At 73.4% G+C, this 12,658-nt stretch carries 11 protein-coding genes; 4 read left to right on the forward strand and 7 right to left on the reverse strand.

What is annotated here, in order from left to right; genetic code table 11:
• The first annotated feature begins 18 nt into the window (after positions 1-18).
• Complete coding sequence (locus AC230_RS17215; protein WP_049717151.1) at positions 19-2,184, forward strand: RecQ family ATP-dependent DNA helicase; 2,166 nt, start codon at positions 19-21, stop codon at positions 2,182-2,184.
• A gap of 213 nt (positions 2,185-2,397) precedes the next feature.
• On the forward strand, positions 2,398-2,976 hold the full coding sequence (locus tag AC230_RS17220) for a hypothetical protein (RefSeq protein WP_049717152.1): 579 nt from the start codon (positions 2,398-2,400) through the stop codon (positions 2,974-2,976).
• Positions 2,977-3,066: 90 nt separating this feature from the next.
• Here the strand turns inward: AC230_RS17220 and AC230_RS17225 are convergent, their stop codons facing one another.
• The 4 genes from AC230_RS17225 to AC230_RS17240 all read right to left on the reverse strand — a co-directional run bounded on the left by AC230_RS17225 (position 3,067) and on the right by AC230_RS17240 (position 6,060).
• A complete protein-coding gene (locus tag AC230_RS17225; RefSeq protein WP_049717153.1) occupies positions 3,067-3,657 on the reverse strand; it encodes a hypothetical protein in 591 nt (196 codons plus the stop codon).
• A 58-nt stretch (positions 3,658-3,715) separates the two neighbouring features.
• Entirely contained in the window at positions 3,716-4,426 is a 711-nt protein-coding gene (locus tag AC230_RS17230) for a ribonuclease HII (protein ID WP_049717154.1), read from the reverse strand.
• Positions 4,427-4,492: 66 nt separating this feature from the next.
• Positions 4,493-5,389: an ADP-ribosylglycohydrolase family protein gene (locus tag AC230_RS17235; protein WP_049717155.1), complete on the reverse strand. Its 897-nt coding sequence runs from the start codon at positions 5,387-5,389 to the stop codon at positions 4,493-4,495.
• An 11-nt stretch (positions 5,390-5,400) separates the two neighbouring features.
• Positions 5,401-6,060, reverse strand: a complete 660-nt coding sequence (locus AC230_RS17240) for a histidine phosphatase family protein (protein ID WP_049717156.1) — start codon at positions 6,058-6,060, stop codon at positions 5,401-5,403.
• Positions 6,061-6,359: 299 nt separating this feature from the next.
• Here AC230_RS17240 and AC230_RS17245 point away from each other — a divergent pair, with 299 nt between their 5' ends.
• Positions 6,360-7,085 carry a TetR/AcrR family transcriptional regulator gene (locus AC230_RS17245; RefSeq protein ID WP_078871331.1) on the forward strand — a complete coding sequence of 242 codons (726 nt, stop codon included), beginning with the start codon at positions 6,360-6,362 and terminating at the stop codon, positions 7,083-7,085.
• Between the two features lie 120 nt (positions 7,086-7,205).
• Here AC230_RS17245 and AC230_RS17250 read toward each other — a convergent pair whose 3' ends face one another.
• Entirely contained in the window at positions 7,206-7,811 is a 606-nt protein-coding gene (locus tag AC230_RS17250) for a YdbC family protein (protein ID WP_078871332.1), read from the reverse strand.
• Positions 7,812-8,276: 465 nt separating this feature from the next.
• Here AC230_RS17250 and AC230_RS17255 point away from each other — a divergent pair, with 465 nt between their 5' ends.
• Positions 8,277-8,699: a VOC family protein gene (locus tag AC230_RS17255; protein ID WP_049717158.1), complete on the forward strand. Its 423-nt coding sequence runs from the start codon at positions 8,277-8,279 to the stop codon at positions 8,697-8,699.
• A 210-nt stretch (positions 8,700-8,909) separates the two neighbouring features.
• Here the strand turns inward: AC230_RS17255 and AC230_RS17260 are convergent, their stop codons facing one another.
• Both AC230_RS17260 and nrdR read right to left on the reverse strand, forming a co-directional pair.
• Entirely contained in the window at positions 8,910-11,783 is a 2,874-nt protein-coding gene (locus tag AC230_RS17260) for a vitamin B12-dependent ribonucleotide reductase (RefSeq protein ID WP_049717159.1), read from the reverse strand.
• A 119-nt stretch (positions 11,784-11,902) separates the two neighbouring features.
• Entirely contained in the window at positions 11,903-12,445 is a 543-nt protein-coding gene (gene nrdR, locus AC230_RS17265) for a transcriptional regulator NrdR (protein ID WP_049717160.1), read from the reverse strand.
• Between the last annotated feature and the right edge of the window lie 213 nt (positions 12,446-12,658).

Consider the following 12,658-nt stretch of genomic DNA (forward strand, 5'->3'; position numbering starts at 1 on the left):
CTCGTGTTGCATAGGGACATGAGCAACGAAGCCCTGCGCACCGCCGCCGACGCCGTCCTCGCCCGTCTCGTGGGCGACACCACCGGCACGGCCGTGCTGCGCGAGGACCAGTGGCGGGCGATCGAGGCCCTGGTGGCCGACCGCCGCCGCGCCCTGGTCGTCCAGCGCACCGGCTGGGGCAAGTCCGCGGTGTACTTCGTCGCCACCGCGCTGCTGCGCGAGCGCGGCGGCGGCCCCACCGTGATCGTCTCGCCGCTGCTCGCGCTGATGCGCAACCAGGTGGAGGCGGCCGCCCGGGCCGGGATCCACGCGCGCACGATCAACTCCTCCAACACCGAGGAGTGGGACGGGATCCAGGCCGAGGTCGCCGCCGGCGCGGTCGACGTGCTGCTCGTCTCCCCGGAGCGGCTGAACAACCCGGATTTCCGCGACAACGTGCTGCCCAAGCTCGCGGCCGCCACCGGCCTCCTGGTGGTGGACGAGGCGCACTGCATCTCCGACTGGGGCCACGACTTCCGTCCCGACTACCGCCGGCTGCGCACCATGCTCGCCGAGCTGCCCCCGGGCGTCCCCGTCCTGGCCACCACCGCCACGGCGAACGCCCGGGTCACCGCCGACGTCGCCGAGCAGCTGGGCACGGGCGAGGGCGCCGACCGGGCGCTGGTGCTGCGCGGGCCGCTGGACAGGGAGAGCCTGAGCCTGGGCGTCCTGCGGCTCCCGGACGCGGCCCACCGGCTGGCCTGGCTCGCCGACCACCTGGCCGAGCTGCCCGGTTCCGGGATCGTCTACACCCTGACGGTCGCCGCCGCCGAGGAGGTGACGGCCTTCCTGCGCCGCCGCGGCCACGCCGTCACCGCGTACACCGGCAAGACGGAGAACGCCGACCGCCAGCAGGCGGAGGAGGATCTGCTCGCCAACCGCGTCAAGGCCCTGGTCGCGACCTCCGCCCTCGGCATGGGCTTCGACAAGCCCGACCTCGGCTTCGTCGTCCACCTGGGCTCGCCCTCCTCCCCCATCGCCTACTACCAGCAGGTGGGCCGCGCCGGCCGCGGCGTCGAGCACGCCGAGGTGCTGCTGCTCCCCGGCCGCGAGGACGAGGCGATCTGGACGTACTTCGCGTCGCTGGCCTTCCCGCCCGAGGAGCAGGTGCGCCGCACGCTGGACGTGCTGGCCGCCGCCGACCGCCCGCTGTCGCTGCCCGCCCTGGAGCCGCTGGTGGAGCTGCGCCGCTCCCGGCTGGAGACCATGCTCAAGGTGCTCGACGTGGACGGCGCCGTCCGCCGGGTGCGCGGCGGCTGGACGGCCACGGGCCGGCCGTGGACGTACGACGCGGAGCGCTACGCCTGGGTGGCCCGGCAGCGCGCGGCCGAGCAGCAGGCCATGCGCGACTACGCGACGACGACGCAGTGCCGGATGGAGTTCCTGCGCCGCCGGCTGGACGACGAGGCGGCGGCCCCCTGCGGCCGGTGCGACAACTGCGCGGGCCCGCGCTTCGGCGGCGAGGTCTCGCCGGAGGCGCTGGAGTCCTCCCGGGGCGAGCTGGGCCGGCCCGGGGTCGAGGTCGAGCCGCGCCGGATGTGGCCCACGGGCATGGCCGCGGTCGGGGTGGACCTCAAGGGCCGCATCCCGCCCGGCGACCAGGCCGCTCCCGGCCGGGCGCTGGGCCGCCTCTCCGACATCGGCTGGGGCAACCGGCTCCGCCCCCTGCTGGCGCCCCACGCGCCGGACGGCCGGATTCCGGACGATGTGGCCGCCGCGGTGGTCACGGTGCTCGCCGACTGGGCCCGTGGGCCCGGCGGTTGGGCCTCCGGCGCCCCCGACGCCCCCGCGCGGCCGGTGGGCGTGGTCACCGTGGACTCCCGCACCCGGCCCCGGCTGATCCGCTCGCTCGGCGAACACATCGCGGCGGTGGGACGCATGCCCCTCCTCGGCTCGGTGGAGTACCGCGCGGGCGCGGCGGACGCCCCCGTGCCGCGCAGCAACAGCGCGCAGCGGCTGCGCGCGCTGGACGGGGCGCTGGAGGTGCCGCCCGCCCTCGCCGCGGCGCTGGCCGGCGCCGAGGGGCCGGTGCTGCTCGTGGACGACCTGACGGAGACCGGCTGGACGCTGGCGGTGGCCGCGCGGCTGCTGCGCCGGGCCGGCGCGGAAGGGGTGTTCCCCTTGGTGCTGGCCGTGCAGGGCTGACCAGGGGCGCGGCCGGGGAGGCCGGCGGCCGGAAGCGGACCGCCGGATACCGGTCAGTGGCGCCAATTGATCGTTGCCGTACGGCGGCCGGGGCCGCGAGAATTGAACCGGCTCCCCGCGCCCGCCCGTTCACGGCCTGCCGGGCCGCCGTCTCCTGTCCTCGTTGCCGTTTCCCCGTGCGGATCCGCCGGGGGCGCAGACGAAGGGAGAACCATGGCCTTCGGTCCCGCTCCGTCCCGGTCCGCCGGCCCGGCCACGCGCCCCGGCCGGCTGCTCGAGCCCGCAGAGTGGGCCGCCGCCGGAATTCCCCTGCTGCGCAATCCGCGTGAGGTCGTCACCGGGCTGCACGCCCGGCACCTGCCGACGCCCTCCACGGCCGTGGTCGCCGTCCTCGGGCCGGACGAACGGCTGGCGGCCAGCGCCTCGTTCGCCCGCCGGGGCGGTCCGCCCGACGGCTGGGAGCTGCGCAACGAACTCCTCGCCCAGCTGCGCCGGGTGATCCCGCACGACCTGCGCAGGCGCTCACCGGTGCGGACGGCCGTACTCCTCTACTGCCGTGACGGGGACGGCCGTTGGACGGAGGAGGACGGCGCCTGGATGTGGGGGCTGCGCGACGCCTGCACCCTGCATGGGCTGCGCTGCGGCGCGTACATCACGCTGACGGAGGCGGGCTGGCGGATCCTGGGCGAGGGCCGCAGTGGACGGCGCCCGCGGTCGGCCGCGCGCCCCGCCATGCGCCTGGACACCGACTGCCCGGGGACCGTGGTGCACCGCCGCGCCGCGGCGCGGTGACGCGCGGGCCGGAGGCCGGGCGGCCGGCGGGCAGGCGAGAGCGCCCCGCGGGCCGTATGCCCGTGGGGACGCCGCCGCGCAAACCGGCCGTCAGACGCCCACGGACAGCAGGGCGTTGACCCGCTGCGGGTCGCCGCAGACGACCAGCAGGGCACCGGCCCGCTTCAGCGCCGCGGGCAGCGCCCGGGTCACCTCGGCGTCCGCGCCGCCGTTGACCGCGACGACCACGACCGGACGGCCGGCCACCCGGTCCGCCGCGGCGTCGGCGTAGAAGACGTCGTCCGCGGCGTCGTGCTGCGCCCAGTAGGACGCCTCGCCGAAGGACAGCTCGTGCGCGGCCCAGGGGTGCGGGTCGCCGGTGGTGAGCACCAGGACCTCGCCGGGGGCACGGCCGCTGTCGAGCAGCAGGTCGACGGCCTCGTCCGCGGCGTCCAGGGCACCCTCCGCCGGGGCGGGGATCAGCTGGACCTGCGGAGTGGAGGCCGCCGCGGGGGCCTGCGGCCCGGGCGTGCCGCACCGGGCCGGGGGCGCCGGGCGCGCACCGGGGTTGCCGGGGCGGGGAGCCGCCGGTCGGGGGCCAGGAACGGGTCGGGGGGTCGGCGCGGTGCGGCCGGCGGCCGGCACAGTGCGGGGACCCGGGACACTCTCGTGAATCTGAGGCTCCTCGGGGATGAGAGGCATGGGTTGATGTCTATCAAACGCCGGTGCGAGTCGCGTCGGCGGGTGGTGCTTTGGGCGGTCAGAAGTCGAAGCCGAGCTGGCCCCTGGCCTCCAAGGCGTTCTCCCGGACCGCCTCGGCGACGAGGCGCGGCCGCTTGAGGTGCTGCCACTGGGGCAGCGCGTCCAAATAGGCCCACGACAACCGGTGGTACGGCGTGGGGCCGAGCCGCTCCAGGGCGGCGCGGTGCACCGGCGACGGGTATCCGGCGTTGTCGCAGAACCCGAAGTCGGTGTGGCCGTCGCCCAGTTGGGCCATCTGCGTGTCCCGCCTGACCTTGGCGATCACCGACGCCGCGGCCACGGCCACACAGGACTGGTCGCCCTTGATGACCGTCCGGACCTTCCAGGGCTCCCCGAGGTAGTCGTGCTTGCCGTCGAGGATGACCGCGTCCGGCCGCACCGGCAGGGCCTCCAGCGCGCGGGTGGCCGCCAGCCTGAGCGCCGCCGTCATCCCCTGGGCGTCGATCTCCTCGGGGGAGGCTTCGCCCAGGGCGTAGGCGGTGACCCAGGACTCCAGCTCCCGGGCGAGCACGAGGCGCCGCTTCGGGGTGAGCAGCTTGGAGTCGGTGAGTCCCTCGGGCGGCCGGCGCAGGCCCGTGACGGCCGCGCACACCGTGACCGGCCCCGCCCAGGCGCCCCGGCCGACCTCGTCGACGCCGGCGACGACCTTGGCTCCCGTCGTCGCTCGCAGGGAGCGCTCGACGCTGTGGGTGGGCGGTTGGTAGGGCATGGCGCCAGCAAGGGTACGCCCCGGGGCCGCCGCCCGGCTCCCCGGCCCCCTCCCCCGGGCGTGCGGTCAGCCCGGGGCGTCCGGGAGCCAGCCCGGCAGCCGCTCGGTGTCGCGCAGCCACGCGGCGGGCGGGGCGCCCCGGCCGGCCGCCGCGACGACTCCGCCGACGATGGCACAGGTGGTGTCCACGTCCCCGCCGACCAGCGCCGTCGCCCAGAACCCGGCCTCGTAGGAGCCCAGATGGCGGGCCGCGGACCACAGGGCGAACGGCACGGTGTCGTGCGCGCTGGTGCGCCGGCCGCAGCCGAGGACCGCGGCGACGGTGACGGCGTCGTCGTAGTCGAGCATGTCCCGGGCGCGGCGCAGCCCGGCCTGCACGGCGCTGCGCGGCACCAGCGCGATCACGCCGTCCAGCAGCGCGCCGCCGGTGACCGGCACGCCGTCCGCCTCGGCCGCGATCGCGGCGGCCGCGGCGACGGCCATCGCGCCGGCCACGGCCTCGCGGTGCTGGTGCGTGGTGTACGCCGAGATCTCGGCCTGGTGGGTGGCCTGCTCGGGGTCGTCCGCGTACCAGGCTCCCAGCGGGGCGATGCGCATGGCCGCGCCGTTGCCCCAGGACCCCTGGCCCTGGAAGACCGACGCCGCCAGCTCGCGCCAGTCGCCGCCCTCCCTGATCAGCCGCAGCATGCGGCCGACGGTCGGGCCGTAGCCCCGGTCGAAGTCGTGGTGTTCCGCGAACGACCGTGCCAGGGCGTCCTGGTCGACGCGCCCGTGCCTCGCGAGGACGGCCAGCACGGAGCAGGCCATCTCGGTGTCGTCCGTCCACTGCCAGGGGGCGGGGGGCACCTCGCGGCGCCGGAGGGAGGGGTAGTTGGCGGGGACGAAGAACTGGGAGCCGAGGGCGTCGCCCACGGCCAGCCCACGCAGGCTCGCGAGGGCGCGGTGGAATCGGTCAGCGGTCATCGCAGCGAACTCTAATCGGTGAAGCCGTACGACTCCGGGGTACACCAACGCTCGAACGGCCGGTCCAGGTGGTACCGCCCGTCGTCCCCCAGCACCAGCGCGCGGGTCTCCCCGTTGCCGGGGTTCGACAGGCTCTCGAACTCCGCGACGGTCCAGTGCAGCCAGCGCATGCAGAACAGCCTCATGGTCAGCCCGTGGGTGACCAGCAGGACGTTCGGCGGGTGCCGCGGGTCGTCGAAGCTGCGCCACAGACTCTCCAGGAAGGCCCCGACGCGGTCGTAGACGTCGGCTCCCGACTCCCCCTGCGCGAAGCGGTAGAAGAAGTGGCCGTAGGCGTCCCGGTAGGCCTTCTGGCGGCGGATGTCCTCGCGGTCCTGCCAGTTCCCCCAGTCCTGTTCGCGCAGCCGCGGCTCCTCGCGGACCCTGACCCGGCGCGGGTCGAGACCCAGGGCGCGGAAGGTCTGGTGGGCCCGGCGGTAGGGGGAGACGTACGCGGAGACGCGCTCGGCCCCGAAGAGCTCGCGCAGCCGGGCCCCGGCCTCCTCGGCCTGTCGGCGGCCGAGCGGGGTCAGGCTCAGGGCGTGGTCCGGCTCGCGCTCGTAGACCGAGTCGTCGACGTTGCCCTCCGACTCGCCGTGCCGGAGGAGGACGATGCGCCGGGGCCGCGCCATGGCGCCACCCTAGGACGTGCCGACCGGTCCCGCCCGGGCTGCCCGCCGCCGCCCCGGGCGCACCCTGCGCACCCTGGGCACCGGACGCGGCGCCTACGGCGGAGGCGCATGCGGCGGAAGCAGCGGAAGGGGCAGAAGCGGCGGAAGGCGCGATCACCCGGCTCAGCAGCGACCACGCCAGCAGAAACAGTCGAGCGAACATGCCCACCCCTCCTGGGTGCACGGTCTGCGCACTCGCCCCCCCGGCGACAGGGCAACCCGCAGCAGTCAAACGCAACGCTCGTCGCGTTACGATCAGGATGGCACACCCAAGCCGCCTAACACAACGGGAGTTGCAGTTGACTTCGGATGCCGAGTCCCCGAGGACGCCCGGAACGGTCCGGCCCGGCGGCCGCACCGCCCGCACCCGCGCGGCCGTCCGCGACGCCGTCCTCACCGGGCTGGTCGAGCACGGCTACCCGGGCCTGACCGTCGAATACGTCGCCGAGCACTCCGGCGTCCACAAGACCACCCTCTACCGGCGCTGGGGCGGCGTCGAAGGGCTCGTCGCCGACGCCCTCGACCTGGCCGGCGAGGACACCTGGACGCCGCCGGACACCGGCTCCCTCCACGGCGACCTGACGGCCCTGGCCCGCGAGGTCCTCGACACCTTCACCGACCCCGCCACCGCGGCCGCGCCCTCCGCCTTCATCGCCGCCGCGTTCCAGTCCGACCGCGCCGCCGTCGCACTCCGCGCCTTCTACGACGAACGCTTCGGACGCTGCGCCCCGCTGGTCGAACGCGCCGTCGCGCGCGGCGAGGTGCCGGCCGGCACCGACGCGCGGGCGGTGGCCCGGGCCGTCAGCGCGCCGTTGTACTTCCGGCTGTTCGTCACCCGGGAGCCGCTCGACGAGGCCGCCACCGGGCAGGCCGTCACGGCCGCGCTCGCGGCGGCCCGGGCGGGCGCCTACGCGGTGGCAGAGCCCGAGGAGCCGGTGACCGACGGGCCGGCATCGGACGGCCCCCGCGCCACGCCCCCCTCCTGACCCGGACCCCACTGGGCCCGCACCGGGCCCCACCGGACAGAGCCCGGGCTTCCACCGGAAGGAGATCGTCCGGCGACCGGCCCCTCACACCGTCCGCACCGGCCACACCATCCGCACCATTCACACCGTCCACGAAGGGTCTATCTCGACCACGTCGCCCCCGATCGCCTCCACGTCCGCCTCGGTCTGGGCGCGCAGTGCCAGGCGCTCCACCCGCTCCACCCGGTATTTGCCGTGTTCGGCCTCGGAGTTCCACATCGACAGCACCAGGAATTCCGGGCCGGGCGCCTCGCCGAACAGCCCGCGCAGCATTCCGGGCGACCCCGCCATCGCCGGATTCCAGACCTTCTCCTGCATGAGCCGGAAGTGCTCCTCCCGGTCCGCGCGGACCCGGCAGTGGGCGACCCGCACCACATCGGCGTCCGCGAATTGCGGACTGAATCCCACCTTCACGTCGAGCCGGTGCTCGAAGAGCCGCACCTGTGCGTTCCGGTACGTGCCGGCCTGCGCGGCCGCCAGTCTGTCGTGCGAGCGCGCCATGAAGGAGTCGTAAAAGGCCCGGCTCTCCCAGAAGTTGAAGAGGTGCGCCACATCATGACGGCCCCGGCTCCACCCTCCCCCCTGCCCCCGGAATCCCGGCTCGCCCAGCAATCCCGCCCATTTTCGCTGCCCCCGTTCGAAACCGCGGCGGTCCACCACGGTGCAGCGGATCCACTTGACCAGCACCGGGCCATCGTACGGCGCCCGCAGTGGCGCGCATCACGTACACGAGGAGTACACCCGGGTGGGCGTCGCCGCGCCCACGCCGCCCGGCACGGTCCGGAACCGGCCCGCCCGCCCCTCCCGCAACTCCCCTGTCACGCCTCCCCGTTCACCGCCCGAGCCGCCGGGGCGCACGGCCGGCGACACCGAGCCCGTGAACGTCGTTCGCACATCCGGCTCCGTCTTCTGTACCACCACCCGTGGGACGAACGGGGAAGGCGGGTGCGTCGAGATGGGGTGGCCCGCCCCCGTTCCGTCGCCGGGCGGGCGCTCCTCTGCGGCCCGGGACCGTGTCGTCCGCCCCTCGTCACCAACCCGACGGACCGCCACGCCATTTCCGCGGACCCTCCCGTTCCGCCCGCGGCTCCGCAAATCCGCGTCGCCCATCTCATATGGCTTGTGTTCAGCGGTACTTGCTAGCCTCGCCCCATGAACGTCCTTTACCCACGCCTGCTCGTGGAAGACTTCGAAATCTCCACCCGATTCTGGGAGCCGACGCTCCGCGACCTGCTCGGCATAGAGCCCGTCAAAATCCTTCCGGAGGACGGCTACGCCAAGTGGGCCGTCGGCGACGAGGCCCTGCTCGTCGTCTTCACCCGCTCCGCCGTCGCCGATGTGACCGGGACCGCGCATCTGCCGTCCCGCGCGGCGGCCCAGGACACGGCGATGCTGGCGCTGCCGGTGGAGGACGTCGAGGCCGCCTCCGCCGTGCTCGTCCGTCACGGGGCCACGGTGCTGGCCGCGGCGCAGGACCGCCCGGAGTGGGGCGCCGGCCTGCGCACCGCCCATCTGCGGGCGCCCGACGGGACGTTGATCGAGCTCCAGTCCTACCCGGAGCCACGGCCCTCCTGAGCCGCGTGTCACGGCCCGCCCCGAACCGGCGGCCGGCCGAGAGGCCGGGACGGAAAGGCCGGAAGCAGCGGGCCGGAAGGCCGGAAACGCCGAGAAGAGAAACGCGCAGAGACCAGGGCCGGAAACACCGCAGGGCGGTGGCACCGGAAACCGGTACCACCGCCCTGATCGGCTCCGATCGGCCCTGATCGGTTCAGGAGCCGACGACGATCAGCTGCAGCCGCTCGTCGAGCCGCAGCCCTCGCACAGGTAGCAGCTGCCCGCGCGGCGCATCTTGGTGCCGCAGGAGAAGCACAGCGGCGCGTCCGCGTTCAGGCCGAGCTGCATCTCCGCCAGCTCGGTGGAGTTGTGCGCCTGCTTGGGCGCCGGGACGGTGGCCGCGGGGGCCTGGGCGGCCCCGGCCTTCGGGGCCTCGACCTGGCGCGGGGCGGACTGGGCCAGGCCCTCGACGTCCATGTCCTCCTCGGCCGGCTCGTAGGAACCGGTGTCCAGGTGGCGCTGGCGCTCCTCCGCGGAGTGGATGCCGAGCGCCGAGCGGGTCTCGAAGGGCAGGAAGTCCAGCGCCAGGCGGCGGAAGATGTAGTCGACGATCGACTGCGCCATCCGCACGTCCGGGTCGTCCGTCATGCCGGCCGGCTCGAAGCGCATGTTGGTGAACTTCGAGACGTAGGTCTCCAGCGGAACGCCGTACTGCAGGCCCACCGAGACGGCGATGGAGAAGGCGTCCATCATGCCCGCGAGGGTCGAACCCTGCTTGGACATCTTCAGGAAGACCTCGCCCAGCCCGTCGTCCGGGTAGGAGTTGGCGGTCATGTAGCCCTCGGCGCCGCCCACGGTGAAGGAGGTGGTGATGCCCGGACGTCCCTTCGGGAGGCGCTTGCGGACCGGCCGGTACTCGACGACCTTCTCCGCCGCGGCGGGAGCGGCCTCGGCCTTCTTCTCCTCCTCCTTCTTCTTGGCGGAGAGCGGCTGGCCGACCTTGCAGTTGTCGCGGTAGATCGCGAGGGCCTTCAGGCCCATCTTCCAGCCCTCGAAGTAGACCTCCTCGACCTCCTCGACGGTGGCCGACTCGGGCAGGTTCACGGTCTTGGAGATCGCGCCCGAGAGGAAGGGCTGCGCCGCGGCCATCATGCGCACATGGCCCATGGCCGAGATCGCGCGCTCGCCCATGGCGCAGTCGAAGACCTCGTAGTGCTCGGGCTTGAGGCCCGGGGCGTCGATCACGTTGCCGTGCTCGGCGATGTGGGCGACGATCGCCTCGATCTGCTCGGCCTGGTAGCCCAGCCGCTTGAGGGCCTTGGGGACCGTGTTGTTCACGATCTGCATCGAGCCGCCGCCGACGAGCTTCTTGAACTTGACCAGGGCCAGGTCCGGCTCGACGCCCGTGGTGTCGCAGTCCATCATCAGGCCGATGGTGCCGGTCGGGGCCAGGACGGACGCCTGGGCGTTGCGGAAGCCGTTCTTCTCGCCGAGGCGGATGACGTCCTGCCACGCCTCGGTGGCCGCGGCCCAGACCGGGGTGTCCAGGTCGTCCATGCGCTTGGCGGCCGCGTTCGCGTCGGCGTGCTGCTTCATGACGCGGCGGTGCGCCTCGGCGTTGCGGGCGTAACCGTCGTACGGGCCGACGATGGCGGCCAGTTCGGCGGAGCGGCGGTAGGAGGTGCCGGTCATCAGGGAGGTGATGGCACCGGCCAGGGCCCGGCCGCCCTCGCTGTCGTAGGCGTGGCCGGTGGCCATCAGCAGCGCGCCGAGGTTGGCGTAGCCGATGCCGAGCTGGCGGAAGGCGCGGGTGGTCTCGCCGATCTTCTCGGTCGGGAAGTCGGCGAAGCAGATGGAGATGTCCATCGCCGTGATGACCAGCTCGACGACCTTGGCGAAGCGCTCGGCGTCGAACGACTGGTTCCCCTGGTCGTCGTCCTTGAGGAACTTCATCAGGTTCAGCGAGGCCAGGTTGCACGAGGAGTTGTCCAGGTGCATGTACTCGCTGCACGGGTTGGACGCGGTGATGCGGCCCGACTCCGGCGACGTGTGCCAGTGGTTGATGGTGTCGTCGTACTGGATGCCGGGGTCGGCGCAGGCCCAGGCGGCCTCGGCCATCTTGCGGAAGAGCGCCTTGGCGTCGACCTCCTCGATGACCTCACCGGTCAGGCGGGAGCGCAGCCCGAACTTCGACCCGGTCTCGACGGCCTTCATGAACTCGTCGTTGACGCGGACGGAGTTGTTGGCGTTCTGGTACTGGACGGAGGTGATGTCGTCGCCGCCCAGGTCCATGTCGAACCCGGCGTCGCGCAGGGCGCGGACCTTCTCCTCCTCCTTCACCTTGGTGTCGATGAAGGCCTCGACGTCCGGGTGGTCCACGTCCAGGACGACCATCTTGGCCGCGCGGCGGGTGGCGCCGCCCGACTTGATGGTGCCGGCGGACGCGTCGGCGCCGCGCATGAAGGAGACCGGGCCGGAGGCGTTGCCGCCGGAGGAGAGCAGCTCCTTGGAGGAGCGGATGCGGGAGAGGTTCAGGCCGGCGCCGGAGCCGCCCTTGAAGATCATCCCCTCTTCCTTGTACCAGTCGAGGATCGACTCCATGGAGTCGTCGACGGAGAGGATGAAGCAGGCGGAGACCTGCTGCGGCTGGGCGGTGCCGACGTTGAACCAGACCGGCGAGTTGAAGCTGAAGACCTGGTGCAGCAGCGCGTAGGTCAGCTCGTGGTCGAAGATCTCGGCGTCCGCCGGGGAGGCGAAGTACCCGTGCCCCTCACCGGCCTTGCGGTAGGTGCCGACGACGCGGTCGATCAGCTGCTTGAGGCTGGACTCGCGCTCGGGGGAGCCGACGGCGCCCCGGAAGTACTTGCTGGTGACGATGTTGACCGCGTTCACCGACCAGAAGTCGGGGAACTCGACGCCGCGCTGCTCGAAGTTGATGGAGCCGTCGCGCCAGTTGGTCATGACGACGTCACGACGCTCCCAGGCCACCTCGTCGTACGGGTGCACGCCGGGGGTGGTGTGGATGCGTTCGATGCGCAGACCCTTGCCGCCCTTGTTCCCCTTGGAGCGGGAACCTCGTGCCGGGCCGCTCGTCGTCTCTGTCATGCCGCCTCCCTCTACCGGGCGAAAACGCCCTTGAGCGCACATTTCTTCCATGGCGCGATGTGTGTCTGCAACCCGGGTGCGTCTGGGGCGCACCGGGCAGGTCTGAATGTGTGGTGCCGCTACTCGGCCGCGGCGGCGGGCGCGGGGATCTCGTGCTCCCCGGCGCGCTTCGCGGGGCCGTCACGGCCCTCCGGGCCCGTCCCGCCGGCGGCGCCGGGGATGCTGCCGCGCAGCTCCGCGACGGCGGCCTCGAAGTCCTCGAGCGAGTCGAACGCCTGGTACACGGACGCGAAGCGCAGGTACGCCACGAGGTCGAGGTCCTTGAGCGGGCCGAGTATGGCCAGCCCGACGTCGTGGGTGGTCAGCTCGGCGCTGCCGGTGGCGCGCACGGCCTCCTCGACCCGCTGGCCGAGCAGGGCCAGGGCGTCCTCCGTGACGGGCCGGCCCTGACACGCCTTCCGCACACCGGAGATGACCTTGGTGCGGCTGAAGGGTTCGGTGACCCCGCTCCGCTTGATCACCATCAGTGACGCGGTCTCCACCGTCGTGAACCGCCGGGAGCAGTCGGGGCACTGGCGGCGCCTGCGGATCGAGCAGCCGTCGTCCGTGGTCCGGCTGTCGACGACCCTGCTGTCGGGGTGCCTGCAGAAGGGGCAGTGCATGGCTCTCCACCCTCCTTCTTCACCCTCGGATGACCCACGGGGCTCCCGGCACACGGGAACCTCGGGAAAAACTGTGCACGATCCGCGGCTCCGGCCGGCCTGGCGACAGGCCCGGCGAAGCAGTCCCCAAGCATAGGCGATGGCCATGGGTGGGGATGACCGGGATCGGTCACCGACCACAACTTGTGGGCGGCGCACGCCATCAAACCACTA

Source organism: Streptomyces caatingaensis (assembly GCF_001187435.1).
Lineage (GTDB): Bacteria > Actinomycetota > Actinomycetes > Streptomycetales > Streptomycetaceae > Streptomyces > Streptomyces caatingaensis.

Excerpts from the sequence above, each read along its gene's own strand:
- AC230_RS17230 (WP_049717154.1), bottom strand. The coding sequence starts at position 4,426 with ATGCCCTACCAACCGCCCACCCACAGCGTCGAGCGCTCCCTGCGAGCG.
- nrdR (WP_049717160.1), bottom strand. The coding sequence starts at position 12,445 with ATGCACTGCCCCTTCTGCAGGCACCCCGACAGCAGGGTCGTCGACAGC.
- AC230_RS17215 (WP_049717151.1), top strand. The coding sequence starts at position 19 with ATGAGCAACGAAGCCCTGCGCACCGCCGCCGACGCCGTCCTCGCCCGT.
- AC230_RS17255 (WP_049717158.1), top strand. The coding sequence starts at position 8,277 with ATGAACGTCCTTTACCCACGCCTGCTCGTGGAAGACTTCGAAATCTCC.
- AC230_RS17225 (WP_049717153.1), bottom strand. The coding sequence starts at position 3,657 with ATGCCTCTCATCCCCGAGGAGCCTCAGATTCACGAGAGTGTCCCGGGT.
- AC230_RS17220 (WP_049717152.1), top strand. The coding sequence starts at position 2,398 with ATGGCCTTCGGTCCCGCTCCGTCCCGGTCCGCCGGCCCGGCCACGCGC.
- AC230_RS17240 (WP_049717156.1), bottom strand. The coding sequence starts at position 6,060 with ATGGCGCGGCCCCGGCGCATCGTCCTCCTCCGGCACGGCGAGTCGGAG.
- AC230_RS17260 (WP_049717159.1), bottom strand. The coding sequence starts at position 11,783 with ATGACAGAGACGACGAGCGGCCCGGCACGAGGTTCCCGCTCCAAGGGG.
- AC230_RS17245 (WP_078871331.1), top strand. The coding sequence starts at position 6,360 with ATGGCACACCCAAGCCGCCTAACACAACGGGAGTTGCAGTTGACTTCG.
- AC230_RS17235 (WP_049717155.1), bottom strand. The coding sequence starts at position 5,389 with ATGACCGCTGACCGATTCCACCGCGCCCTCGCGAGCCTGCGTGGGCTG.